The organism is Lyngbya sp. CCY1209 (genome assembly GCF_055795065.1).
In genome coordinates, this window is sequence record NZ_JAYFER010000638.1 from 16,737 (window position 1) to 42,753 (window position 26,017).

Consider the following 26,017-nt stretch of genomic DNA (forward strand, 5'->3'; position numbering starts at 1 on the left):
TCAAAGGATGAGACGAATCAACCCTTGTGCGCTGCAACGGCGCATTTTGATCGGGGTCGGTGGTGGAATTTCCGCTTACAAAGTCTGCGAAGTGGTTTCCACCCTGGCCAAATTGGGAGCCGAAGTCCGGATTGTCGTCACGGACTCGGCTCAACAATTTATCACACCCCTGACGTTGGCGACATTATCCCGCCACCGGGCCTACAGCGATCGCGACTTTTGGGAACCCACCCACGGCCGACCCCTGCACATCCAGTTAGGGGAGTGGGCCGAACTGTTCGTCATCGCGCCGCTGACGGCCAACACCCTGGCGAAACTGGCGGCGGGGATGGCGGATAATTTATTGACCAACACGGTGCTCGCCTCCACCTGTCCCCTGCTGCTGGTTCCGGCGATGAACCGGGAAATGTGGAAGCAGCGGGCCGTACAGCGCAACTGGCAGCAAATTTTGAGCGATCGCCGCGTCCATAGTATTACCCCGGTGGCGGGCGTCCTCGCCTGTGACCTGCCGGAGGTGGCGGACCCGCAAGAAATGTCCGCGTTCGGGGCGGGGCGGATGGCTGAACCCGAGCAAATTGTAGCCCACATCAATTCCCTGCTGCACACCAATGGAAAGCGGGATCTGGCGACCAAACAGGTGCTCGTTTCGGCGGGGGGGACCCGGGAGCACTTCGACCCGGTGCGGTTTATCGGCAACCCCGCCACGGGAAAAATGGGGATCGCGATCGCCCGAGCCGCCGTCCACCGGGGAGCCCAGGTGACGCTGGTGCACGGCCCGATGGACGTGGAGGCGCTGAGTTCCCTGCCGGAGGTGAAATTGGTGGGGGTGACGGACGCCGGACAGATGTACGAGGCGCTGTCGGAGGCCTTTCCCACGGCCGACATCACGATCATGGCCGCGGCGGTGGCCGACGTGCGGCCGGCCACTTTCCACCCGGAAAAATTGCCGAAGCGATCGCTCCCCGAACAACTGAAATTGGAACCGGTGACCGATATTATCAGCGAATTGGCACAGCGGAAGCGGGCGAATCAACAATTGATCGGATTTGCGGCCCAGACGGGGGATATCTTGCATCCGGCCGAGGAGAAATTGCGGCGGAAAAACTTGGATGCGATCGTCGCCAACCCCATCGACAAAGCGGATGCCGGTTTCGGCAGCGACACCAACCAGGCGATTTTACTCGACTCCACCGGGCGAAAACTCGATATCGTCGGATGCAGCAAGTTGCAACTCGCCCACTACCTGTTAGATTTTATTCAGGATAGTCCCGAACGGGGCTGGGCTTGATAGAGAGAAGGAATTGAAAATGAAGTTGAAGCGACTCGGGCACGTCGCCATCTGCGTCCAAGACATCGAGGCGGCCGCGAAATTTTACAAAAATCTCGGGATGAAGTTGGTTTGGAAAGATACCGACTGGGCCTATTTGAAAGCCGGGTCCGACGGACTGGCCCTGCTGAGTCCCGGTTACGACCAGGCCGGACCCCACTTCGGGTTTATCTTCGACGATCGCGCTGAAATGGAGGCGGCTTACCGGGAATTGAAAGAACGGGGGGTACAGGTGAGTTCGATCCACGACCACCGGGACGGGACGGCCTCCTTCTACGGCCGCGACCCCGACGGCAACGCCTTTGAATACCTGTACGAACCCGCGAATTAGGGTGTGGGGTGTGGGGTGTGGGGTGTGGGGACAATTGATAATTATAGCAGTGCGCGCTGGCGTGTTTACAGTTCCCTCCAGGGGGACAAACCTCGAAACCCTTATCCCAAGGGAATTTCCTATCCCTACACCCTACACCCTACACCCTACACCCTCTTCTAGCAGCGCTATATCAATTATCAATTATCAAAATTGTATGTTTCAAAGAGTACGATTGGGAAGTTATCGGCGATCGCCCCTGCAAGCCTGGGCCGAAGTGGACTGGTGGCTGTTATTCACCTGCGTCGGCCTGACCGTACTGGGGGGCATCATGATCCGCAGCGTGGAACTCAACCAAGGCTTGACTGACTGGTGGCAACACTGGGTCACGGGGGGCGTGGGGTTGGTGTTGGCCTTTGCGATCGCCCGCAGCAACTACGAAAAATTGTTGGCGTGGAAGTGGGTCATCTACATCGGTGTCATCCTGCCGCTGATCGCCGTGCAGTTCATCGGCACTACCGCCCTGGGGGCGCAGCGCTGGATCAACATCGGCGGCTTCCACGTCCAGCCCTCGGAGTTCGCGAAGGTGGGAATTATCGTCGTGTTGGCGGCCCTCCTCAACAACCTGAAAACCCCCGCCATCCCCGACATGGTGAAAATGCTGCTGATCGCCGCCGTACCTTGGGGCTTGGTGTTTATCGAACCCAACCTGGGGACGTCCCTGATCTTCGGCGCCATCACCTTCGGGATGCTGTACTGGGGCGACGTGCATCCGGGTTGGCTGCTGCTGCTGATTTCTCCGATTTTCGCGGCCATTTTCGCCAACGTCTACGAACCCGCCTGGATTGTCTGGGCCGTGTCGATGGGGTTCGTGGGGTGGTGGAGTCTGCCCTGGCGGTGGCTGACCGGCCCGATGGCCCTCGGGGTGAATTTGGGAGCCGGGAAAGTGGGACATATGTTCTGGGACCTGCTGCAAGACTATCAAAAGCAGCGGTTGATCGGATTTTTAAACCCCGAAAATGACCCGCAGGGGGCGGGATACCACCTGATCCAATCCCGGATCGCCATCGGGTCCGGACAGTTGTACGGCCGGGGACTGTATCAGGGGACTCAAACCCAGCTCAATTTTATTCCCGAACAGCACACGGACTTTATCTTTTCGGCGATCGGGGAAGAATTGGGCTTTATCGGTTGTATCATCGTGTTGGTGGCATTTTGGTTCATCTGCCTGCGACTGGTGACGATCGCCCAGACTGCCCGAGACAGTTTCGGCTCGCTGATCGCCATCGGGGTGCTCTCGATGCTGATCTTTCAGGTATTCGTCAACATCGGCATGAATATCGGACTGGCCCCGGTGACGGGCATTCCCCTCCCCTTCCTCAGTTACGGGCGATCGGCGCTGTTGAGCAATTTTATCGCGATCGGTTTGGTGGAGTCCGTCGCCAACTTCCGGCAGCGACGCCGATTTTTTTAGGGAGTCGGGAATCGGGAGTCGGGAGTCGGGTGTAGGGTGTAGGGTGTAGGGGGTAGGGGGTAGGGAGAAAAGAGAAGAGGGAAAATTCTCATTTCTAATTCCGATACCTCCGCACTTCTCCTCCAACGGGAAATCTGAAATTAGGGCGCAAGCCTTGCGCCCCTACAATCTAAAATCTAAAATTCTCCATGCGGATCTTACAGATCGTTCCCTCCATTTCCCTCGTCTACGGCGGCCCGAGCCAAATGGTGCGGAGTCTCTCCAAAGCCTTGGCCGATCGGGGGGTTGACCTGACCGTTGTTACCACCGACTCCAACGGCGACAGCGGCCAGCCGCCCCTCGACGTACCCCTCGATCGCCCCGTCCCCCAAGATGGCTACCAAGTCCGCTATTTTCGCTGCTCCCCCTTCCGGCGTTACAAGTTTTCCCCGAAACTGCTGGGGTGGCTGTGGCAAAATGCCGGAGAATTCGACCTAGCCCACATTCACGCCCTCTTTTCTCCCCTGAGTACGGCGACGGCGACGGTGGCCCGGACGCGACAATTACCCTACATTCTGCGCCCTTTAGGAACCCTCGATCCCGCCGATCTCCGCAAGAAAAAGCGACTCAAACAGGTATATGTGAAGTTATTGGAAGGGGCGAACATTGCGGGGGCGGCGGCGTTGCATTTCACCAGCGAACGGGAAGCCGAAATTTCGGAGCGGTTCGGGGCGGAGACGCGGGATCTGGTGATTCCCCTCGGGGTCGAGTCGCCGGAACCGGTGGCGGATGTCGGGGATTATCTGAATCAATTGCAGGTGAAGGGGGATGAAACCGAGCCACTGATTTTGTTTTTGTCCCGTGTCGAACCCAAAAAGGGGTTGGAATTGTTGATTCCGGCGTTGGAGAAGATTTGGGACGGGGGGGGACGGTTCCGGTTCGTGCTGGCGGGGGCGAATCCCCAAGATCCGGACTACGATCGCCAGATTCGGGAGCGGATCGCGCGATCGCCCCTCGCCGGACAGACGACGCTGACCGGGTTCGTGACGGGAAAGGCAAAAACGGCCCTGTTGCAGGTGGCGGACCTGTTTGTGTTGCCCTCCTACTACGAAAATTTCGGCATCGCGGTGGCGGAGGCGATGGTGGCGGGGACGGCGGTGGCGATTTCCAACGGCGTCCACATTTGGCCGCAGGTGGAACAGGCAGGAGGGGGATGGGTGAGCAATTGTGAGATCGACGAAATTGCGACAATGATTCAGACGGCACTCGGCGATCGCGACGAGTTGCGGCGGCGGGGGGCTCTCGCCCGCGATTACGCTCTGGAACATTACAGTTGGGGTGCGATCGCCGAGCAGATGATTGGGGCTTATGAAGACATTCTCCGCTACCGTCAGCGTCAATAATAATGGCGAAATTGCTAATATCACTTGCCGCCGTCAGGTCGGCAATTTCAGCCTCGGGAAACATGGAAATCAACAGAGTCATGTCCTGCGACTAAGTTTGTCGGCGGTGCGTTGCGGCTAGGTCAACATTTATCGTGAAAACCCATGATTTATCGAAGCCGCAACACACCCTACCGGGGGCGACACCATCATAGGTAGGGTGTGTTATAGCAATCGGAAACCATTTGTAAAATTGTCTTGCCCCCAAACCCCCAATACTGGGGGCTTTGAGTCGATCGATTTTTCACGAATCATTTCACACTGCTATATGCGACCAGAAAATGCGAATGGTTACAAATCAATGGTATTTCCGCATAACGCACCGTCCACGGAACCCCGAATTCAATTTTCGGTTAAATTCACATATTTATTGATGAGGTTTGTTGGTGAGGGTGGTGCGTTGCGGCAAGGTCAATATTTATCGTCAAAACCCATGATTTATCGATGCCTAAACACACCCGACCGGCGGCGACACCATAATAGGTAGGGTGTGTTATGCGGTCAGAAAATGCGAAGGGTGACAAATCAATGATATTTCCGCATAACGCACCATCCACGGAACCCCGAATTCAATTTTGGGTTAAATTCACATATTTATTCATGGGGTTTGTTGGTGGGGGTGGTGCGTTGCGGCAAGGTCAATATTTATCGTCAAAACTATGCTTAGGGCTAGGGAGGGTTGGCGAACCAGCAGCAAACCTATTGATAATGTGAAGGCGTGGTTGGTCAGATTGGTGAATAATCTTTGCACGAACCTGCTTAAAAAGCGCGATCGCCTATTTTCCTGTGACGTTGAGGACGAGCTATGGGTTAGCCAGGAAGAAGAACCAGATCTTGCCGCTATGCGGCAAGATCTCGAATTATTTTTTGAGGGAGAAATAAATAATTTATCTCCCAAGTTGCGGGAGACTTTTTTTCTCTACTGGAAGGAGGAGCTGTCTTACAAGGAGATAGCGGAACGGTTGGCGATTTCTCAGGGGACTGCCCGCAAGCGGGTTTCTAATGCCAGGGCCATTTTGCGAGAGCGATGGAATGAGTATGAGGGAGTGACAGAGGACTCTGGTTCTTCGTTGGCAACGGATGTGGAAGAGACGAGTGCGGATGAGTTGTCGGTGGGGGAACCGGCCTCTGGTAGGTTGGATGAAGCGAAACGGAACCCAACAAGGCTTAATCCAGCAGAACTGAGGCCAAAAGAGGAACTCCAACGGTCATTTCTGTCGTTGCCGAGGGGAGAGCAATCTCAAAGTTCCAAATTTGGTTCCTTGTGCGTAAGTCCCGAACCCTGGCTCAAATCTAAATTGCGATCGAGTAAGTTGGCCTTGATTCTTCGACCCCAGGCAGTCGGGGCTATCTTTGCCAATGCAAGGTTATCGCTTCGGATTAAGAATAGATTTGAATTGCCCGGGAGATGGGTCTGGTGCTATTTTGCGTCAGGCCAGATTGGACGCGGGAAAAAAAGGTTAATCGGCAAGGGGCGATCGGTATTTGGTGGAACCCAGCTTCTTTCTTTGCCTTTCAGGGGGCCTTGGGTTCCGGTTCCCAGCAGCTTACCTACGGAAAAAATGACCCTGTTATCGGGAAAATGGCCCTGTCGTCCTCCTTAAGAAAGAAATTTTCTCTATTTTGAGGCAGAAAAGTTCACAAACTGCCACCCAAAACTGTCTTATTAAATAGAAGGAGCGATGAAGTCAATCCTACTTTTTTGTTGAATTGTTCAAAATTGTTGATGAGGTCAGAAATAATGTTGGTTAAGACTGCTCAAAAATTGTGTGCGGCTTTGACTTTGGGAATGACAATGGCGATCGCCTCTCAACCCTCTGCTCTGGCTTTCGGCTCCTATGAGGAATGCAGAAATGTTTTTGGCCCTATTCCCTTTTGCTTAAATTTTCTTGATTTCGACGAATCTTCAGACAACTCTGCGGACAGTTCCACAGGGGACGAGTCAGGGCAGTCCATCAGCGCAGAGGGGTCAGATGAAATTTCTGAATCTCCAGACAACTCCGCGAACAGTCCCACAGGAGACGAGCTAGGGCAGTCCATCAGCGGAGTGGGGTCAGGAGATGGGGCGGAGATGGTCTCTGTCCCAGAGCCTAGCCTAATACTAGGTTTGATTACACTGGGCGGTTTTATGCTGGGAAGCAGAAAAAAGGCAAAAGCCTAACTGTTTGAACGCCCACCTTGTCACAACCCAAATGAGTAGGGAAGTTAGGTAGGGTGCGTTACGGCGACAATAAACATTCGTGCGCCACGAGAAAATGGAAATCGCCGTAACGCACCACCTCAACATTTCCACCATTACGGTCATTTATAAAATCATCATCACATCATCCCAATTTCACAAACACCCAGAAATAATATGTTTTTCTGGGTCGGTTTTGTCTGTGTAAAACCAATATTTATTAATGGAATTTTTCGGTGGGGGTGGTGCCCTGCGGCGATGTCAATATTTGCGTCAAAACCCATCATTTATCCCCGCCGTAACACACCCTACCGGGGGCGATACCATCATAGGTAGGGTGTGTTATGCGGTCAGAAAATGCGAAGGGTGACAAATCAATTATATTTCCGCATAACGCACCATTCCAAATCGCGCGATCCCATCATAGGTAGGGTGTGTTATGCGGTCAGAAAATGTGAATGGTGACAAATCAATGATATTTCCGCATAACGCACCATCCACGGAACCCCGAATTCAATTTTGGGTTGAATTCACATATTTATTTATGGGGTTTTTTGGTGGGGGTGGTGCGTTGCGGCTAGGTTAATATTTGTCGTAAAAACCCATGATTTATCGATGCCGCAACACACCCTACCGGGGGCGACACCATCCACAGTGGGGGTGGTGCGTTGCGGCTAGGTCAATATTTTCGTGAAAACCGATGATTTATCGATGCCGCAACACACCCTACCTGCTACCTGCCCCAATTGGGGGGATAAATGCCTTGTTGAATAAACCGATGAACGCTCGACCACGGCCAATCTGTTGGTGATTTACATAACCCATGTTTCACCGGGTTAATATGAATATAATCACAATAGGCGGCAAATTCTTGTTCGTCCCGTACCCGATGTTCCCAAAACCGCCGTTGCCATAAATTCCGTTCCCGACGGGCTTTTCGCGATGCGGTTATTGTTGCCTCCAAATTCAAGCGATCGCCGATCGCTCTGGTTACATGGCTTTTGACCAAACGCATTCGGGTTGAAAAATCCCCGTCGTTTTCTGGTAGCGTCCACAAACAATGAAAATGGTCGGGTAGTAAGACAAAAGCATCGATTTGAAACGGACGTTTACGGCGAACTGTTGCGATCGCCTGTCGCAACGCTACCCTCGCAATATCGTCGCACAGCCAAGGCTGGCGATCGCACGTCACCTGTGTAAAAAAATAGGTTGCCCCCTGCCAATATTCTCGCCGATATTCTGCCATTGTAATCAGTCGAAACTTGCGATAATATTATTATGATAGGTAGGGTGTGTTACGGCGACAATAAACCTTCGTGCGCCACCAGAAAATAACAATCGCCGTCAACACCGCCCCCACATTTCCACCATCACGACCGTTTCTGATATCATCATCGCACCATCCACAGTTGGCGGTGCGTTGCGGCTAGGTCAACATTTATCGTGAAAACCCATGATTTATCGAAGCCGCAACACACCCGACCGGGGGCGACACCATCATAGGTAGTGGACCGACACACCTTAAACGGTGGGTTACGGCGGATTGCTAGATTGCCATCACAGCCTGGGTTTGAGTCGCCTAACCCACCCTACTGGACTGACACAGCTCAAATTGTGCTTGAGCGTAGCGGCTCGGTTGCGATCGCCGGAAGCCGAGTTTGGTGGTTCACAGGCTCCTCAAAGTCGGAGTTTGAGGTATTCTAGTCATTATCGCCTTGCAACATTTCTTTACGTTCGTTCAGAATAGGATGGGGAGAACGAACCCGAGTTCCCCGGAAGCTCCCGATCCGTGGAGTCAACCCGTCGTCTTAATGAGGAGAGTGGACACCCCGTGTTTCAAAACCTGAAGCAGGATTTAAAAAACGATCTGATCGCCGGTCTGCTGGTGGTGATACCCCTGGCCACCACGATCTGGTTGAGCATCACCGTCGCCAGTGCGGTGATCGAATTTTTGACCCGCATCCCCAAACAACTCAACCCCTTCGACGGGTTGCACCCCATCCTCGTCAACCTGCTCAACGTGTTGGTCGGGTTGGCCGTCCCCCTGCTGGGCATCCTGTTCATCGGCTTGATGGCCCGAAATATCGCCGGCCAGTGGTTGCTCAACCTCAGCGAACAGATTTTGCAGGGGATTCCCTTCGCCGGGTCGGTGTACAAAACCCTCAAACAGCTCCTCGAAACCCTGCTGCGGGACTCCAACGACAAATTTCGGCGGGTGGTTCTGATAGAATATCCGAGGCGGGGCGTGTGGTCCCTGGCATTCGTGACCGGGGCGGCGGACAGTTCCATCCAATCCCACCTTCCGGAAGACACGATCGGGGTTTTCGTGCCCACCACCCCCAACCCCACCAGCGGTTGGTACGCGATCGTCCCCCGCCACGAAGCGATCGACCTGTCCATCTCCGTCGAAGAAGCGTTCAAAATTATCGTCTCCGGCGGTATCGTCAATGCGTCCACCCCCCTGAAACCCGGCACCGCCCCGTCCATCGAAACTCCCCTCGATGCGGTGTTCTCCGAGGAAAACCGGGAACAAACCGTCGCCCGAGAAGAACAAGAATTGAGCGTCCGAGATTAGCCTTTTTTCCAGTTACCACTTACACCGATCGCCATGCAAGCTCGCCGAACCGCCAGAGAACTCGCCCTGTTGGGGATGAGCCAACTCCCGTCCGCCCCCGAACGACTCGAAACCCAAGAAATCGAAGATATCGTCCTCGCCGCCGTCCGCACCCTCACCCTGGAGGGGCAGGAATCGTTGGAAACCGCGATGGCGGAACTGCAGCGGGGGAACGATCGCCTGTTGAGCAGCCAAACCCGGGCCGCGGATCTGCCCAGTGCCCGGACGATGGTGGGGGAGGCGATCGCGCTGGCCCAGGTGGCGATCAACCGCTTGGGGACCGCCGTGGAGTTGCCGGAACTGATCCAACTCGCGAAGCAGGAGGACGTCCGCTCCTATGCCGTGGAAATTTTGATGACAATCAACAACAACCGGGAGGCGATCGACGGCACCCTGGAAGGGGCGATGGTGGACTGGCAGTTGAACCGCCTGCCCCGCATCGATCGCGACATTCTCCGCATCGCCACGGCCGAATTGCTCCATTTGGGCGCCAAGGAACAGATCGCCGTCAACGAGGCGGTGGAGCTGGCCAAACGCTACGGCGACGAGGACAGCTACCGGTTTATCAACGGGGTCCTGCGTCGGGTGGTTGATCGCCTGAAAGCGGAATCTCGCCCGTTTTGAGGGGGAGTCGGGATTGATGGGGAGTCGGGAGTCGGTATTAGGGAGTCGGGAAAAATCTAAAATCCAAAATCTAAAATCTAAAATCCCCTCGTCCCCACACCGGGCGAGTCCGAGCGGCGGACAATTGGTTTTGGGCGGACAAATTCGCACTAGAATATGGGTATAATCTCATCCGCGGCTGAGGAGGGCATCGATTTTGGATGAACTGAGAGCAGCATTGGAATTGGCGACAGAAGAGGAGTTGCAGCAACTCACCGAACTTCTGTTCGGCCGCCGGTTCAATCCGTTAGATTATGTAAACACGCCCCAACCCATCGACGTGCAGAGTCGCGATCGCGATGCCTGGTTGGACGCCCTGGAACGGCGTTTCCGCTACCTGGCCGCGGACGGCATCACCGTGTTGCGGGGCAAAACCGGCCAAGTCACCTACCGCCAAGCCCTGATCCAGGTCTGCCGCTATTTGAAAATCCCCTATTCCAAACAACTCTCCACCACCGATTTGGAAGCGGAAATCTTTCTGTCCCTGTTGGGTCGGGCCTGGAAGCGCCTCCCCGCCTCGGAACAAGAGGCCCTCACCGGGCGCGTTCAAGATGCCCTGGCCAAATCCGAACCCATGACACCCCTGCCGATCTCCGTTCAAAAAGATCCCCTGGGGTTGCTGTTCAAAGCTGGCAGCGCCCTGGCCGTCAGCTCCCTGATCCGGCCCTTCCTGCTGGGACACATCGCCCGCCAGTTCGCCCTCCATTTTGCCCAATATCAGGTCGCCCGACAAACCCTGATCCGGGGCGGGGCGGCCGCGGCTACCCAAATCCAGGGACATCTCGCCGTCCAGGCCGCCAACCGGGGCATGGCCGTCACCGCCGCCCGCTACGGCGTCACCCGCAGCGTTTTGGGATTTTTGGGTCCGGTGTTGTGGACCTGGTTTCTGGCCGATCTCGGCTGGCGGGCGATTTCCACCAACTACGCCCGCATCATCCCCACCATTTTCGCCCTAGCCCAAATTCGGCTGACCCGTTCGGACTACAGTTGGCAGATGGCCTGATGCTGTTTCAACCCCACCGCGATCGCGATTTGCACAAACCCTGGAATTGGACGCAGTTGGGAGTCCTCATTTTGCCCCTGCTGCCGACGTTCGGGGCGATCGCGATCGGTCTGGCACTGGTGCTCACCTGGAAACGCCGATACTCGCAAATCCTCAACCGACCCATCATCCGGGCACTGCTGGGAGTCGCGGGGCTATTTTTGTTGACCGCCTGTTTCGCGGAAAATCGCGCCGATGCCTTCCTGGGATTAGGCAATTTTATCCCCTATTTCGGCCTATTTGCAGGATTGGCAGTTCTGATCCGAACTCCCGCCCAACTGCAATGGCTGTCTTGGCTATTAACCATCCCGGCCATTCCCGTGGTGATCTTAGGCCTCGGACAGCAATTTTTCAACTGGTCCGGCATCGAAGCCCTACGCGGAATTCTGGGTTGGGTGTTGGAAGCCGGAGGATCTCCCCCCGACCGGATGTCTTCAGTATTCATGTACGCCAACATCCTCGCCGCCTATCTGGTCATTATTTTCGCCCTCGCCTCGGCGTTGCTGATTCAGGAATTGGGGTGGGTCGAAAATCCCGAACCACCGGAAATGCTGGCAAAAGTACCCCAAACCGTCCGCCTAGCTGCCGCGGGCACCGCCGTCCTCGCCACCGGGGTGGGTTTACTCGTCACCAACTCCCGCAACGCTTGGCTAATGGCAGTTTGCGTCAGTTTAGCCTATGCGGTGTATTTGGGTTGGAATTGGCTGTTGGGAATCGTGGGAGTCGTTGTCGCGGCCGTCGGAGGCGCCGCCTTCGCCCCGTCGCCGGTTCGGGAGGGGTTGCGGGTGGTGGTGCCCGCCTATTTTTGGCAGCGGTTGACGGATCAAAATTTCGATCGCCCCGTGGAAACCCTGCGAATCACCCAGTGGAAATTCGCGGCGGACCTGACCCGGGAACGCCCGATGACCGGGTGGGGACTGCGAAATTTCACCCCCCTCTACGAGGCCGAAATGGGGGTTTGGATGGGACACCCCCACAATCTTTTGTTGATGATGTCGGCGGAAGTGGGAATTCCGGCAACTCTGGCATTTTTCGCCGGGGTGGGGTGGGTTTTTGCGGTCGGAGTCCGGCGTTTATCGGAGGGAAAAATAGACGGGTGGGAACGTTTAATTTTCTTCAGTTATTTGGCGGCGTTCGGCGCCTGTATCCTGTTCAATTTGGCGGATGTGACGATCTTCGATTTGCGGGTGAACGCTTTGGGGTGGCTGCTGTTGGCGGCGATTTACGGTGTGGCGGAAGGGAATGGGGAAGGGTCTATGATCCATGGGGAATAGGGAACTTTTCATTTTTAACTTATAATCTAATTTCGTGAGGATAGGAAATTCGGGATCGGTGATGAAACGGATATTGGGATTGGCAGCGTTGAGTTGGATCGCGATCGCAGCCCCGGCATGGGCTCAACAGCCGTTATTTCTGGCCTATCCCCCCGAGGGACACAAAACCCGGTCCGATCGCATCTTTCTGATCGGCAGTGCCGCCCCCGAAGGGGAAGTTTTAATCAATGGGGAAGCGATCGACCGCAGCCCGGGGGGACATTTCGCCCCCACCTTCCCCCTGGAATTGGGGGAAAATGAATTTATCATCCGCTACGGGGACGGCGAAATTCGCCGCACCATCACCCGCCTATCGAACCAACCCCCCGTCCCCGACGGCGTGGCCTTCGTCCCCGAATCCCTGACACCCGCGGCGGATATCGCCCGACTGCCGGGGGAAATCCTCTGTTTCGGCGCGATCGCACCCCCCGGGGCTACCGTATCCGTCCAATTGGCCGGCCAAACCATCCCCCTATTTGCGGAAACCGCCATTCCCGAACTTCCCGACAACAAAGCCGTCCTCACCGGGAACAACCAACCCATCGCCACCCCCGCCGGACGGTATCGGGGGTGCGCGACGATTTCCCCCAATAGTGATTTAGCCGAAACAGCGATCGCCTGGGGACAACCGGAATATCGACTCACCCTCGGCGGGGAAACCGTCACCCAAACCGCCCCCGGCACCGTGTCCGTCCTCTCCCCCACCCAATTTGAAGTCGCCGAAGTCACCGCCGAGGCAGGCGTCGCCAGAACCGGACCGAGCACCACCTATTCCCGCCTCACCCCCCTGCCCAAGGGAACCCGCGCCCGCATCACCGGACGGGAGGGGGACTATCTCCGCCTGGACTATGGCGGCTGGATTAAAGCTGACGAAACCCGCATCGTCACCGAACCTGCCCCCCCCAATTCCGTCATCCGCAGCGCCGGAGCCCGCCGGGTCGGGGAGTGGACGGAGGTTTCTTTTCCCCTCCAGGTGCCCGTACCCATCGAAGTCGAACAGGGCGATCGCACCCTCACCCTCACCCTGTACAATACGATCGCCCAAACTGACACGATCCGCTTCGACGACAGTCCCCTGATCGAACGGATGGATTGGAAACCTGTCCTGTCGCCGATGGGAGAACCCCGGGAAGCGGTTCAATATACCTTCCACTTCAAAACCCCCCAACAGTGGGGTTATAAAGTCCGCTACGAGGGGACGACTTTGGTGTTGTCTATCAAACATCCCCCAGAGGTGGGAAGCGATGCGGAAACGGACGGATTTCTCGCCCCCATTCGCCGGGATAAACCGTTAAATGGAATCAGGATTTTGATCGACCCCGGACACGGCAGCGAGAACGATTTGGGGGCGAGGGGGCCGACGGGTTATCCCGAAAAAGATGTGAATTTGATCGTGTCTTATTTATTGCAGGCGGAACTGATCCAGCGGGGGGCGACGGTGTTTATGACCCGCAAAGCCGAGGAGGATTTGTGGCCCCACGATCGCGTGGAAATGATCGAAGAACAGGAGCCGGATTTGTCCCTTTCGGTTCATTATAATGCTTTGCCGGATAATGGAGATGCGATCGCCACCAAGGGAGTCGGGATGTTTTGGTATCACCCCCAAGCCCACAGTTTGGCGGTTTTCCTCCACAATTATTTGGTGGAAAAATTGGACCGCCCGTCCTACGGGGTGTTCTGGAATAATCTCGCCCTAACCCGCCCGTCGGTGACGCCTTCTTTGCTGTTGGAATTGGGATTTATGATCAATCCCGAAGAGTTTGAATGGATCGTCGATCCGGCGGAACAGCGGAAGTTGGCGGCGGCGTTGGCTGATGGGATTGTCGAGTGGGTGGAGATGAAAACCGACGGTTAAATCCTCTTGAATAAGCCGGATTCGCCTAAGATCAAGAACTGAGAATTGAGACGCGATCGCATGGCCGAAATATCTAAAGAAACCGCCGATATCCGACAATTGGGAATCGACCCCCATCGCTGGTATGTCGTCGCCCGCAGCGGGGAGGTGAAAGCCCGCCCTGTTGGTGTCGTTTTGTGGGATCAACCCATTGTTTTATTTCGGGATGGCGGGGGGAAAATTAACGCCCTCGAAGATCGCTGTCCCCACCGCCAGGTCAAACTCAGTCACGGGAGCGCGATCGCGGACAGTCTCGAATGTGTCTATCACGGGTGGCGGTTCGATCGCGACGGAAATTGTGTTTTTATCCCTTATTTACAGGATAACCAAAAACTGCCCGATTGTCAAATCAAAACCTATCCGGTGCGGGAATCGGACGGGTTGATCTGGCTATTTCCGGGGGAGAAAGAACCGGCGGTCGAACCGATGGCAATTCCCGAATGGGAGCACCTGAACTATATCGCCACCGTCTCGACGATTCGGGTGCGATCGCACTATTCATTTTTAGTCGAAAACCTGATGGATATGTACCACGGACATTTGCACCGGGACTGGCAGGCTTGGACGGATGCCAAACTGGAGAATATTGTGGAAACGGGCGATCGCGTCGATGCCCACTATAACGCCCAAAGCTATTATAAAATCGATAAAATTTGGTCGATCTCCCAACTCTTTTTCCCCGCCCTGCGGCGGCTGCACCCGGAACCCCTCACCGTCAGCTATATCTATCCCCACTGGGTTTCCACCCTCGGCAAAGACTTCAAAATTTACTGCCTGATCTGTCCGGTCAGCCTGACGGAAACCCGCGCCTATTTGATCCATTTTACCTCCCTGCACGCCTTCCGGAGGCTGCACAAACTGCCGATTCCCTTTCGGCGGTTCGTCAAAAATCGCCTGTTCGGTTCCGCCCAAAAACTCCTCGATGGGCTCGTCGAACAGGATGTCAAAATGATCGAAGAAGAACAGCAAGCCTATCAGAAAAACCCCGGACGGCGGGGTTGGGAACTCAATCCGGCGATCGCGGCGGTGCGGCGATCGATCCGGAATCACGGCTTTTCGGCATAATAAAAGAAGGTAGAAACCGTTTCTGTCGCCCTCCCCGACTCCGGGGACGGGCCGTGCGATATCAGGTAGTCCTCGGAGAATCCATGACATCAAATCCATCGATATTTTATGAGTCCCTGGCGTTGTTAACTCACCCTCATCTCAAAAAACAGGTTCGGATTGAAGCTCATCTGAAACAGTTAGAAAACTTGGCGGGGGACGACCCGGAAAATTATCGGCATCAATATTTTTTGGTGAAAGCGGAACTCGCCCGGATATCCGGACAGTTCGGCGAGGCGATCGACCTTTACGATCGGGCGATCGCCGAGGCAAAAAAAAATCGATACATCCGCGAATCGGCCCTCGCCAACGAACTCGCAGCCGAGTTTTTTATCGACTGGAAGAAATCCAAAATCGCCGCCCTCTATCTGCGACCGTAATGACCCACGAAATTAACAATCCCCTCGGCTTCATCGCCGGCAATTTGAATGCCGCCGAAGACTACCTGGAAGATTTGATCGGGCATTTGCAACTGTATCGAGAAACCTATCCGGAACCGGGGGAAAACCTGATCCACAATGCGGCGGAAATCGACCTGGACTACCTCTTGGAGGATTTGCCCAACTTGATGCATTCGATGGGGGTGGGGATCGAACGGATTCGGGAAATCAGCACCTCGATGCGAATTTTTTCGAGATCCGATCGCGATCGCATCTCACTTCACAATCCGAAAATTTGAGGCAAAATAGACAAAATGTCCCGAACGAGCGATCGCCATGACTTGCTGCCTCAACCCCAACTGTCCCCACCCCCTCAACCCGGACGGGATCGAATCCTGCCGGACCTGCAACACCCCCCTCATTCCCCTGCTGCGGGGACGTTACCGCATCCTCGAACCCCTCGGAAAAGGCGGGTTCAGCCGCACCTATTTGGCGGAAGATACCGACAACCTCAATCGCCGCTGCGTCGTCAAACAACTGGTCGCCGACGCCAAGGGAAATTGGGCCCTGCAAAAAGCCGCCGACCTGTTTGAGTCGGAAGCCAAACGACTGCGACAACTGGACGGAAACCCGCAAATCCCAGCACTTTACGGCTATTTCGAGGAGGATAACAGCCTGTATTTGGTGCAGCAGTATATCGACGGAGAAAACCTCGCCGCATGGGTGGAAAAACGGGGACTTTGGAACGAAATGCAAGTTCGCCAACTGCTATTAAACTTACTTCCCGTCCTCGACTTCATCCACAGTCGCGACATCATCCACCGGGATATCAAACCCGAGAATATCATCCACCGCGATCGCCTGCCGCAACCGCTGCGCGACCGCCACACCGCCGCCGCCAATCAAAACACTTTAATTCAAGATCGCACCGCCACCCAAACCACCACCATCGGCGATCTGGTTTTGATCGATTTCGGCGTCTCCAAACAACTCTCGGAAACCGTAATAATCAATAGCCGAGGAACCCGAGTCGGTTCCGACGGTTACGCGGCTTTGGAACAGATGCGCGGCGGCGAAGCGTGCCCCGCCAGCGACCTCTACAGTTTGGGTGTCACCTGCTTTTACCTGTTAACAGGAATCGAACCTTTTGAATTGTGGACCGAACGGGGTTACGGCTGGACGACGCACTGGCGGGACCACCTGAAAACCCCCGTCAGTCCGGAATTGGGGCAAATTCTCGATCGCCTCCTGCAAAAAGATCTCGAAAATCGCTATTCCGCCGCCGCTGCCGTTTTGGGGGACCTCAACTCCTCCCCCCACCCCCTCCCCGCCGTCTCTCCCGCCGCACCGCCGTTCATGGTGTCACCCCGCCGCCGACCGTTGAAAAAAATCGCGATCGCGGGGGTGGCATTATTGCTGTTGGGATTCGGCGGCAGTTGGCTGCTGAAGCGTTTCTCGCCGGCGGGGACGAATTGGCTGGCCCCCGCCGTGGCGTGGAATCAGGCGCGGTTGGGGGAAACCCTGGCGGGACACGATTCCCGGGTGATGACGGTGGCGGCGAGTCCCGACGGCAAAATCCTCGCCAGCGGTAGCAGCGATCGCACCGTGCGGCTGTGGAATATGGAAACTTTTGAACACCTCGCCACCTTACCCGGACATGAATCCGTCGTTTATTCCGTCGCCTTCTCCCCCGACGGGACGGTTATCGCCAGCGGCAGTTCCGACAAAACCATCAAACTTTGGGATGTGGAAACGAAGGAAACTATCGCCACCTTGGAAGGGCACAAAGGGGACGTTCTCAGCCTCGCCTTTTCTCCCGACGGAAACACCCTCGCCAGCAGTTCCAAGGACGATACGATTACGCTGTGGGATCTGGAAACCAACGAGGCGATTACGACCCTGAAAGGACACAAACGGGACGTGCTCACCGTCGCCTTTTCTCCGGATGGAAACACCCTCGCCAGCGGTGCCGGGGATAACACGGTCAAACTGTGGGATTTGGAGCGCCTGGAAGCGGTTTCGACGCTGTTATCCCACGATAAAACCGTCAACGCGATCGCCTTCAGCCGGGACGGAAAAACCCTCGCCACCGCCAGCGACGATCGCACGGTGAAATTGTGGGACGTGAAGACAAAAGAAGCGATCGCGACTTTGCGGGGACATTCGGAGTCCGTCAAAGCGTTGGCGGTGAGTCCGGACGGGCGAACTTTGGCCAGCGGCGGGGATGACGACGCGGTGAAATTGTGGGATCTGGAAACCGGAGATGCGATCGCCACTTTGCGGGGACATTCCTCGGGAATTTACGCGATCGCTTTTTCTCCGGACGGACGATTTTTAGCCAGCGGCAATCCGGACAAGACGATTGAAGTTTGGCAGGTTGCGGATTGATTTGATAAAAATCCACCATTATCCCCCTTTGAAAGGGGGACTTTGAACTTTGCAACATTGTCGATTAAGCCTTGACATTTTGTAGGCTATCTGTCACGATATAGCCGTGTAGATGTTTGTTTTTCAAGTGATGGACTTACAATTATCCTTATTCCCAGATGAGCCAAAAGATAACAGTGTTAGGAAACATAAAAAAGCCAAGTTAGGGCGTTACGAAAAAATTCAGCGTGAACTCGCGACAACGAGGCGCGATCCCCACCAGATCTCTGTCGATATTAATGCCGAAATAAAGCCAATTAAAACTTATAATTTTATCGACTTATTTTGTGGCGCAGGGGGGATTACCCAAGGCTTTTCACAGGCCGGTTTTAATCCGGTAGCCAGCGCAGAAATTAACCCAATTGCCTCGGCAACTCATAAGAGAAATTTTCCAAATAGTCATCATTTCTGCGGAGATATAAAGGAGTTCCAGACTCGCGAGTGGCTTTCCCAAATTGGTTCTCCTTCTGTTCATCTCGTGGTTGGCGGCCCGCCGTGCCAAGGATTTTCTGTTGCCGGAAAGCGCGATCCAAACGATCCTCGCAATCATTTATTTAAAGAATTTATTCGCATTGTTTCCGAAGTTCGTCCCTGGTATGTCGTCATGGAAAACGTTCCGGGAATCTTGACCCTGAAAAAAGGACGAATTAAACAGACTATTTTTGAAGCTTTTGAAGCGATCGGTTACACAAACGTTTCAGTTGCAATACTTGAATCTGCGGCCTACGGCGTTCCACAAATTCGACCGAGAACTATTTTTATAGCCAATCGATTTGAAATGCAGAATCCTTATCCAAATCCTCAATTACTGCCCGAACAGTATAAGCCGATTGAATCGGCAATTTCCGATCTGCCAGCTTACGAACCCATTCCAAGTATCAACCATGAATGGACTCGTCATTCTCCCGAATATATGGAACGGATATCAAAAGTCCCTCCGGGAGGCTCTTTGTATCAAACCTATGTTGATGCCTTCAAGCGACAGTATCCGGGAAAACCCAGTATGACCATCAAAGAAAATCACGGTGGCACTCACATTCATCCCCATCTAAATCGGGTTATTTCGGCACGCGAAATGGCTCGATTGCAGACATTTCCGGACTCTTTTATTTTTGAGGGAACGATGAAAAAAGCAATGTGGCAAATCGGAAATGCTGTACCTCCACGTCTGGCCGAATGTATTGCTTATGCACTCATCCCATGCTTAAATGCGATCGTTACAAACGATCGCAGTTTTGTCGTCTCTGAAAAGCTGTTTACTGACGTTCAGCTAACGTTGCATTGAGAGCGTTACGCCATGACTCAAAATCATACCAACCGCAACCGACGCAACCGGCTTCTGCTTCGGCTCCAAATTGCGGAATGTTTTCGAGCCAGTCCTCTCCACCAGAATACCAGAAGCGGATTCCCATCGGTTCGCCTCTTTTGCCAGTTTTAATACATCTTTCACAACTTCTCGATTTTAGTAAATTATGATTTCCAGAACTATCTTTTTTGAGAAGCTGAAACTTTCTTTTAATTTCTGCTTCGTTCATGTTGACATCATGATTGGATTCGATTTTATCCCAACGCTCCATCGGAAAACGATGGTCGATAACCAATTCATGAGCCGGTCTTTTTCGATTTTCAATCACATCTTTATAATCATAAAATTCTAAAATTCTATCTGCCAATTCCCGATATATATGTTCGATCGAGGTGACAACGTAAGCCCAGTTCTTCTTGAGAGAAACCAGCAGCTATTCTATGCTGTCTCATCAGTAAACCAAAGGCTCTTAAAATTTTGGCTTTCGACTTTTCCATCAACTCATCATGACTCTTTGTTGACGATAAGTCTACGGACTATCAGTCACATCGACGATCGCAACTCGGACTCGGAATCTATCGGACGATCGCACATTTTCCGGTGTTGCGCTTTAGCGCCTCTGGCTGGGGCCAAAGCCCAACAACGGGACAGGTGGTAGAATTGGCAATTGGTAAAGTTGCGGATATAGTTTGAAAAGGCGCCAGCGATCGCGTCCCGGCGACATTCCAGAAAAATGACGTGGAACGGCCGAGACGAGGCGGGTTGCGGGCGATCGCTCATTTGATGGGACGGACTCGATGAAATTACCGACGAAGCCAAACGGACAAAAGTGGGGCGACAGATACGAAAAATGGTTGCACCGAGATCTGTTACTTGCGGGGTACTCTCTGGCGGAAGATCCCCAAAATCTCGACGCTGCCGATAGCCGTTCGGGGGAGGAGATTTTGACGCAGTTGGTGGCGTTGGAGGTTCAAACGGACGAGCGAGTGGGTCGGAAAGTTCGCGAACAGGTGTTTCAAGTTCTTCGCAGTTTCTCAGAAACGGATTTTCAGGAGCAGGCATTGGAACTGCTGAAGGCGCGATCGGAAAGTATCGAAGAAGATCGATTGCGAAAATATCGAGCCGAACTGGGAGAAAAAGAAGTCGTTATTGCCGAACTCTTGCAATCTTTGCGGGATGAAGACTCATTAATGCGGGGGAACGCTGCTTCTGCTCTGGGTGAAGTGGGTCAAGGTTCGGAGGCGGTGGTGAGGACCGTGCTCCAATCCTTGCGGGATGAAGACTCATCTGTGCGGATGTCTGCTGCTTTTGCTTTGGGTAAGTTGGGTCAAGGTTCGGAGGCGGTAGTGACGGCCGTGCTCCAATCTTGGCAGCAGGATGAAGACTCAGATGTGCGGATGTCTGCTGCTCTTGCTCTGGGTGAATTGAGTCCAGGCTCGGAGACAGTGGTGACGGCCGTGCTCCAATCCTTGCGGGATGAAGACTCATCTGTGCGGGAGCGCGCCGCTCTTGCTCTGGGTGAATTGGGTCAAAGTTCGGAGACAGTGGTGACGGCCCTGCTCCAATCCTTGCAGCAGGATGAAGGCTCATCTGTTCGGGGAGCCGCCGCTCTTGCTCTGGGTGAATTGAGTCCAGGTTCGGAGGTGGTGGTGACGGCTGTGCTCCAATCTTTGCGGGATGAAGACTCAGATGTGCGGAAGTCCGCTGCTGTTGCTCTGGGTCAATTGGGTCAAAGTTCGGAGGCGGTGGTGACGGCCGTGCTCCAATCCTTGCAGCAGGATGAAGGCTCATCTGTGCGGGGAGCCGCCGCTCTTGCTCTGGGTGAATTGGGTCAAGATTCGGAGGCGGTGGTGACGGCCGTGCTCCAATCCTTGCGGCAGGATGAAGACTCATTTGTGCGGTGGAGGGCTGCTCTTGCTCTGGGTGAATTGGGTCAAGGTTCGGAGGCGGTGGTGACGGCCCTGCTCCAATCCTTGCGGCAGGATGATGACTCATTTGTGCGGGGGAGCGCTGCTGAGGCTCTGGGTGAATTGGGTCAAGGTTCGGAGGCGGTGGTGACGGCCCTGCTTCAATCCTTGCAGCAGGATGATGACTCATTGGTGCGGGGGAGCGCTGCTGGGGTTCTGGGTCGAGTAGGTCAAGGTTCGGAGAGAGTCGTAACGGCCCTGCTCCCATCCTTGAAAGATGAGGACTCATCTGTGCGGGGGAGTGCTGCCGGGACTCTGGGTCAATGGGGTAAAAACTCTGATGCCGTCCGCCACCAAATCCTCGAATGGCTCGATCGCAACTCGGACTCGGAATCTATCGGACATGGCATCGATGCGCTCTGGGATGCGACGATTAATGAAAGTTAAATCGTTGCAGAGTTTATAACAGTTATACACATCATTTTCAGATAATTTGAGCGAGTCGGAGCCCCTGGCTTGCGCCCTCGGAAATTGATTCCCAAGCGGTGCGGATATCCAACCCGTTTTTTTTCGAGGAACCGTCTCCGAACGAACCCGCCTTGAAATCAATTTCAAGGCTCACAGCAAAAGTCCACGCTTGCGTGGACTCGGTTGGACATAGAGTGTTCCGATCGCCTTGTCAGTTGCTATAGCAGTGTGAAATCATTCGTGAAAATTTGTCAGCTCAGAACCCCCAAAATTGAGGATTGAGGCGGCTACTCCCTCCGTGTCCTCTGTGCCTCTGTGGTAAAAATTCCCGCCCCGATCGCCCCAAATGGTATGCTAGAGCCACCTTTTCGATTCGGGTAGGTGCCCCCCCCATCCCATCCTCAAAACACCCATGACTGAACTGCGACAAAACTTAGTCACCCGAGACTGGGTGATCATCGCCACGGAACGGGCCAAACGACCCCACGAATTTGCCCCCCCGGACGGCAAGCGAACCCGCCCGCCCAAATACCGGGAAGACTGCCCCTTCTGCCCCGGAAACGAACACCTGACGGGTTCCGCCGAAACCCTGCGGCTGGCTGACGATCGCGGCTGGCGGGTGCGGGTGGTGGGCAACAAATATCCCGCCCTCTCGAAAGTGGGGGAACGGGTCCGCCAAGCCGACGGCATCTTTCGATCGCTCTCCGGCGTCGGCTATCATGAGGTGATCGTCGAACATCCCCGCCACGATTTGACCACCGCTTTGATGCCGCCGGAAGACATCGCCAACATCCTCCGCATCTACCGCCAACGCTACGGCGAATTGCGGGACGATCCCCGGGTGGAAACGATCATCCTGTTCAAAAACCACGGCCGCGGCGCCGGAACCTCTCTGGAGCATCCCCACTCCCAAATCGCCGCCCTCCCCATCGTCCCCTACCAGTGGCGCGATCGCGGCAAAGAGTCGGTTCGCTACTATGACGATACGGGGGAATGTCTGTTTTGCCGCACCCTCAAGGACGAACTGAAAGCGGGCGATCGCATTATTTACGAGGGAGAACATTTCGTCGCCTTCATCCCCTACGCCGCCCTCTCCCCCTTCCACACCTGGATTTTTCCCCGCCGCCACGCCTCGTCCTTCGACGAAATCACCGACGAGGAAATCGAGAATTTGGCGATCACGTTAAAAACCGTCCTTTCCCAACTCTATTTCGGTCTAAATAATCCGGATTTTAACTATACCATCCGCTCCATCCCCACCGCCGAGCAGCGCACCGATTATTTTCACTGGTACATCGCCATCATCCCCCGCGTCTCCCTCACCGCCGGTTTTGAACTGGGCAGCGGGATGTTTATCAATACTTCTTTACCGGAAGAAAGTGCGGAATTTTTGCGATCGGTTAAAATCGATTTTTAAATAATAGCCCTCGGTTTGGTTTTGACTCCCCTCGCCCAAAATTGGGAGAGGGGCTGGGGGTGAGGGCAATCTTTAATTGTCGGGGTGTTGAATTTTAAGTCAAGTCAATAGGCGAGTTGCCCCCGACAAACTCATTCTACCATTTCCACAGTTTTTGTCAACCCCCATTCCCAACTTTTTCGCCGCCGCATCAAGCCGAAAAATTCGCGGCTTTTTCAAGGGAAATTTTGGTATCGGCAAAAATACCAACTTCTGCCTGAACCAAATTTGCCGCCAAGTCGCAATATAAAGCTTAGGTTTCTCGCGTCTCCTTCAATTAACCGATGGGTGGTTGTGTCTTGATTTAGCATGGGTTGTTTATAAAATGCGATCGCGGGTTCGTTCCACCTGGCAACACCGACGGGAGAGGTTTGGGCATCCTCGCCGTCACCGACTCAGAATCTCTTGAATAATTTGGAGATTGATACTATAATAGAGGATATTATATCGATGGCGCGATCGGCTGATTAGCCAAATGCGATCGCCACAACGGCTTCCCGAAAAGATGAAACCCGGCGGGATACGATCTTTTCTCGTATCACTTCAGCCATCCACTGGGAGGACAACACTATACATCAGTTCTGTTCCCAAAGACAAAAATTTTGAGGATAGCTATAACTCAGTCGTTTTGGCTTACTACGGTGCTTTTGCTGGCAGGGGTGAAATTTTGGCGATTATTCGCAAACTGCGAGGTTGCTGATATTTGGAATAGTATTTCTCAACCTTCCCGAATATCCCCCAACTGCCGCAAACTCTCCCCGGTGACGCGGCAAATTCGCCAGTCGGGCAACACCGCCGCCCCCATGTACTGGTAAAATGCGATCGCGGGTTCGTTCCAATCCAACACACTCCACTCCAGGCGTCCGCATCCTCTCGATACCGCCAGTTTCGCCACTTCCCTCAACAACGCTTTGCCGATTCCCCGTCCCCGGTAGTCGGGGAGCACGAAGAGATCTTCGAGGTAAATTCCCGGTTGGGTGAGGAAGGTGGAATAGTTGGGGAAAAATAACGCGAATCCGACTATCTTTTGTTCCCATTCGGCGAGGATAACTTCGGCGTAGGGACGGGTTCCGAAGAGGTGTTGTTTCAAGGTGTCGGCATCGCCGGTGACTTGGTGGGAGAGTTTTTCGTATTCTGCCAGGGCTCGGATGAGGGAAAAGATGGCGGGGACGTCGGCGGGGGTGGCGGGACGGAGGTGGAGTTGGGAGGACATGGTGGGTTTTTTAATCGTTTTGGAGTTTATAGATTCTATCATTATTTTGTAATGCGTAAATTCCGAAAATTTTACCACAGAGGCACAGAGGACGCGGAGAGATGATTCAACCGGACTGGCATTCAATCTACGGTTTTTCCGTTGGGTAATGTCGCTCCTTTCAAGTCTGCATCTCGGAGGTTGGCGCCTTTTATTTTTGCCCCCCGCAGGTTCGCACCCCGCAGGTTTGCCCCTTGGAGGTAAGCGTTTCTGAGGTCGGCATTTTTTAGGAATGCCCCCCGCAGGTCGGCTTGTTCCAGGTTTGCTCCTTCCAAATCGGCTTTTTCTAAATAGGCGCCCAAAAGTCGCGATCGCTGCAATTTTGCCCCCTCCAAATCGGCTTCTTTGAGGTCGGCATTTTCCAGGTTGACGCCTTCCATAACCGCGTCTGTCAGGTCGGCTTCCCGCAAACTCGCCCCTTCCAAATTGGCGTATCCTAGGGTTGCCTTCTGCAAATTCGCCCCGTCCAAATTGGCTTCATTTAATCTCGTCACCCACAGTTTCGCCTCCTGCAAATCGGCGTCGCCGAGGTCGGCCCGTTCCAGGCTGGCGTCCCCCAAATTCGCCTGTTGCAAGTTGGCGTTTTCCAAGTTGGCATCTTGCAGGTTTGCTTTTTCCAAATTCGCCTGTTTCAAATTGGCATTTCGCAGGTCTGCAAAGACCAGGTTTGCCCCCTGCAATTCTGCCCGCCCCAGGTTGACATCTCGGAGTTGGGCGGAGGCTAAATCGGCTTTTCCCAAGTGGGTTCCCCGCAGGTCGGCACCTTCGAGTTGGGCGTAGGCGAGATGGGCTTCTCTCAAGTTTGTATGCCACAAATTCGCCCCGGTCAAATTGGCTTTTCCCAACCGGGCTTGGAAGAGGTTGGCGTAGCCCAAATTGCTCTGTTCTAAGATGGCATTTCCGAGGTCGGCTTCGATCAAGTTGGCGCCGCGCAGGTCGGCGTTTTTGAGGTAGGATTGTCGCAGGTCGGCGTTTTTGAGGTTGGCTTTCCAGAGGTAGGCGCCGGCGAGGTTGCCCTGCTTGAAATTGCTGTTGCTCAGGTCGCACTCGGGACACTGGCGGGTTTCCAGGGTTTTTTGCTGCAATTTCTGTTTTTGGAGGGCGGTGGGAACTGGGACGGCGGCGGGGGCGGGGGCGGACTCGGTCTGGGTGCGATCGCCCAATGGGTTATTTTTCATTATCGCGGCCACCCCCAGGAGGATGCCGAAGAGGGTCAAACTGGCTACAATGGCGATCGCCAGGGGGGTGGTAAAGTTGGGGCTCGGCTGCGGTGTCTCCGGGTCGCGATCGCCGCCGGTTGGATTGGGGACGGGCAGATTTTTCGCGATCGCCGCCACGCCTTTGATGGGAAATTTGGAGTTGAGTGCCGCCTTTTTGGGAAGCCAGTTCATGGCAAATTCCTGAGTATTGAAAATCCCGTCTCTTGAGAACACATCAGTTGGGAATGCCTTTAGACTAAGGAAGAACCGAGCCATTCGTC

General features: G+C 54.4%; 23 protein-coding genes. 18 read left to right on the forward strand and 5 right to left on the reverse strand.

What is annotated here, in order from left to right:
- Positions 1 to 7 precede the first annotated feature (7 nt).
- The 6 genes from coaBC to AC0QHF_RS24590 all read left to right on the forward strand — a co-directional run bounded on the left by coaBC (position 8) and on the right by AC0QHF_RS24590 (position 6,693).
- A complete protein-coding gene (gene coaBC / locus AC0QHF_RS24565; RefSeq protein ID WP_324706899.1) occupies positions 8 to 1,288 on the forward strand; it encodes a bifunctional phosphopantothenoylcysteine decarboxylase/phosphopantothenate--cysteine ligase CoaBC in 1,281 nt (426 codons plus the stop codon).
- A 19-nt stretch (positions 1,289 to 1,307) separates the two neighbouring features.
- Positions 1,308 to 1,658 (forward strand): VOC family protein, encoded by a 351-nt coding sequence (locus tag AC0QHF_RS24570; protein ID WP_324706900.1) that lies wholly within the window; start codon positions 1,308 to 1,310, stop codon positions 1,656 to 1,658.
- 196 nt (positions 1,659 to 1,854) lie between these two features.
- The gene (rodA, locus tag AC0QHF_RS24575; RefSeq protein ID WP_324706901.1) at positions 1,855 to 3,111 is read left to right on the forward strand and encodes a rod shape-determining protein RodA; all 1,257 of its coding nucleotides are present in this window, start codon (positions 1,855 to 1,857) and stop codon (positions 3,109 to 3,111) included.
- A 188-nt stretch (positions 3,112 to 3,299) separates the two neighbouring features.
- Positions 3,300 to 4,493 carry a hormogonium polysaccharide biosynthesis glycosyltransferase HpsP gene (gene hpsP, locus AC0QHF_RS24580; protein ID WP_324706902.1) on the forward strand — a complete coding sequence of 398 codons (1,194 nt, stop codon included), beginning with the start codon at positions 3,300 to 3,302 and terminating at the stop codon, positions 4,491 to 4,493.
- A 698-nt stretch (positions 4,494 to 5,191) separates the two neighbouring features.
- Complete coding sequence (locus AC0QHF_RS24585; protein WP_324706903.1) at positions 5,192 to 6,136, forward strand: RNA polymerase sigma factor; 945 nt, start codon at positions 5,192 to 5,194, stop codon at positions 6,134 to 6,136.
- Positions 6,137 to 6,273: 137 nt separating this feature from the next.
- A complete protein-coding gene (locus AC0QHF_RS24590) occupies positions 6,274 to 6,693 on the forward strand; it encodes a PEP-CTERM sorting domain-containing protein (RefSeq protein ID WP_324706904.1) in 420 nt (139 codons plus the stop codon).
- A 751-nt stretch (positions 6,694 to 7,444) separates the two neighbouring features.
- Here AC0QHF_RS24590 and AC0QHF_RS24595 read toward each other — a convergent pair.
- Entirely contained in the window at positions 7,445 to 7,957 is a 513-nt protein-coding gene (locus tag AC0QHF_RS24595) for an REP-associated tyrosine transposase (protein WP_324706905.1), read from the reverse strand.
- Between the two features lie 585 nt (positions 7,958 to 8,542).
- Here AC0QHF_RS24595 and AC0QHF_RS24600 point away from each other — a divergent pair.
- The 10 genes from AC0QHF_RS24600 (at position 8,543) to AC0QHF_RS24645 (ending at position 19,433) form a co-directional block, all read left to right on the forward strand.
- Complete coding sequence (locus tag AC0QHF_RS24600; RefSeq protein WP_324706906.1) at positions 8,543 to 9,286, forward strand: DUF502 domain-containing protein; 744 nt, start codon at positions 8,543 to 8,545, stop codon at positions 9,284 to 9,286.
- A gap of 33 nt (positions 9,287 to 9,319) precedes the next feature.
- Positions 9,320 to 9,949, forward strand: coding sequence for a transcription antitermination factor NusB (gene nusB / locus AC0QHF_RS24605; protein ID WP_324706907.1), 630 nt, complete (start codon positions 9,320 to 9,322; stop codon positions 9,947 to 9,949).
- A 196-nt stretch (positions 9,950 to 10,145) separates the two neighbouring features.
- Positions 10,146 to 10,991: a YaaW family protein gene (locus AC0QHF_RS24610; protein WP_324706908.1), complete on the forward strand. Its 846-nt coding sequence runs from the start codon at positions 10,146 to 10,148 to the stop codon at positions 10,989 to 10,991.
- Positions 10,991 to 12,304 (forward strand): O-antigen ligase family protein, encoded by a 1,314-nt coding sequence (locus AC0QHF_RS24615; protein WP_324706909.1) that lies wholly within the window; start codon positions 10,991 to 10,993, stop codon positions 12,302 to 12,304. Before AC0QHF_RS24610 ends, AC0QHF_RS24615 begins: the two co-directional genes overlap by 1 nt.
- Before the next feature lie 61 nt (positions 12,305 to 12,365).
- Positions 12,366 to 14,198 (forward strand): N-acetylmuramoyl-L-alanine amidase, encoded by a 1,833-nt coding sequence (locus AC0QHF_RS24620; protein WP_324706910.1) that lies wholly within the window; start codon positions 12,366 to 12,368, stop codon positions 14,196 to 14,198.
- Between the two features lie 60 nt (positions 14,199 to 14,258).
- Positions 14,259 to 15,302 (forward strand): aromatic ring-hydroxylating dioxygenase subunit alpha, encoded by a 1,044-nt coding sequence (locus tag AC0QHF_RS24625; protein WP_324706911.1) that lies wholly within the window; start codon positions 14,259 to 14,261, stop codon positions 15,300 to 15,302.
- A gap of 83 nt (positions 15,303 to 15,385) precedes the next feature.
- Entirely contained in the window at positions 15,386 to 15,721 is a 336-nt protein-coding gene (locus AC0QHF_RS24630; RefSeq protein WP_324706912.1) for a hypothetical protein, read from the forward strand.
- Positions 15,721 to 16,020 carry a hypothetical protein gene (locus AC0QHF_RS24635; protein WP_324706913.1) on the forward strand — a complete coding sequence of 100 codons (300 nt, stop codon included), beginning with the start codon at positions 15,721 to 15,723 and terminating at the stop codon, positions 16,018 to 16,020. Before AC0QHF_RS24630 ends, AC0QHF_RS24635 begins: the two co-directional genes overlap by 1 nt.
- A gap of 37 nt (positions 16,021 to 16,057) precedes the next feature.
- On the forward strand, positions 16,058 to 18,109 hold the full coding sequence (locus AC0QHF_RS24640; protein WP_324706914.1) for a serine/threonine-protein kinase: 2,052 nt from the start codon (positions 16,058 to 16,060) through the stop codon (positions 18,107 to 18,109).
- Positions 18,110 to 18,221: 112 nt separating this feature from the next.
- Positions 18,222 to 19,433, forward strand: a complete 1,212-nt coding sequence (locus AC0QHF_RS24645) for a DNA cytosine methyltransferase (RefSeq protein ID WP_324706915.1) — start codon at positions 18,222 to 18,224, stop codon at positions 19,431 to 19,433.
- On the opposite strand, the gene AC0QHF_RS24650 is transcribed toward AC0QHF_RS24645, so the two are convergent.
- Both AC0QHF_RS24650 and AC0QHF_RS24655 read right to left on the reverse strand, forming a co-directional pair.
- Positions 19,405 to 19,821 (reverse strand): hypothetical protein, encoded by a 417-nt coding sequence (locus AC0QHF_RS24650; RefSeq protein WP_324706916.1) that lies wholly within the window; start codon positions 19,819 to 19,821, stop codon positions 19,405 to 19,407. The genes AC0QHF_RS24645 and AC0QHF_RS24650 overlap by 29 nt on opposite strands.
- A 176-nt stretch (positions 19,822 to 19,997) precedes the next feature.
- Positions 19,998 to 20,234, reverse strand: a complete 237-nt coding sequence (locus tag AC0QHF_RS24655) for a hypothetical protein (protein WP_324706917.1) — start codon at positions 20,232 to 20,234, stop codon at positions 19,998 to 20,000.
- A 17-nt stretch (positions 20,235 to 20,251) separates the two neighbouring features.
- On the opposite strand from AC0QHF_RS24655, the gene AC0QHF_RS24660 reads away from it, so the two are divergent.
- Positions 20,252 to 21,808, forward strand: a complete 1,557-nt coding sequence (locus AC0QHF_RS24660; protein ID WP_324706918.1) for a HEAT repeat domain-containing protein — start codon at positions 20,252 to 20,254, stop codon at positions 21,806 to 21,808.
- Between the two features lie 433 nt (positions 21,809 to 22,241).
- Positions 22,242 to 23,246, forward strand: a complete 1,005-nt coding sequence (gene galT, locus AC0QHF_RS24665) for a galactose-1-phosphate uridylyltransferase (RefSeq protein ID WP_324706919.1) — start codon at positions 22,242 to 22,244, stop codon at positions 23,244 to 23,246.
- 757 nt (positions 23,247 to 24,003) lie between these two features.
- Here the strand turns inward: galT and AC0QHF_RS24670 are convergent.
- Both AC0QHF_RS24670 and AC0QHF_RS24675 read right to left on the reverse strand, forming a co-directional pair.
- The gene (locus AC0QHF_RS24670) at positions 24,004 to 24,498 is read right to left on the reverse strand and encodes a GNAT family N-acetyltransferase (protein WP_324706953.1); all 495 of its coding nucleotides are present in this window, start codon (positions 24,496 to 24,498) and stop codon (positions 24,004 to 24,006) included.
- Positions 24,499 to 24,620: 122 nt separating this feature from the next.
- Entirely contained in the window at positions 24,621 to 25,928 is a 1,308-nt protein-coding gene (locus AC0QHF_RS24675) for a pentapeptide repeat-containing protein (RefSeq protein WP_324706920.1), read from the reverse strand.
- Positions 25,929 to 26,017: the final 89 nt, after the last annotated feature.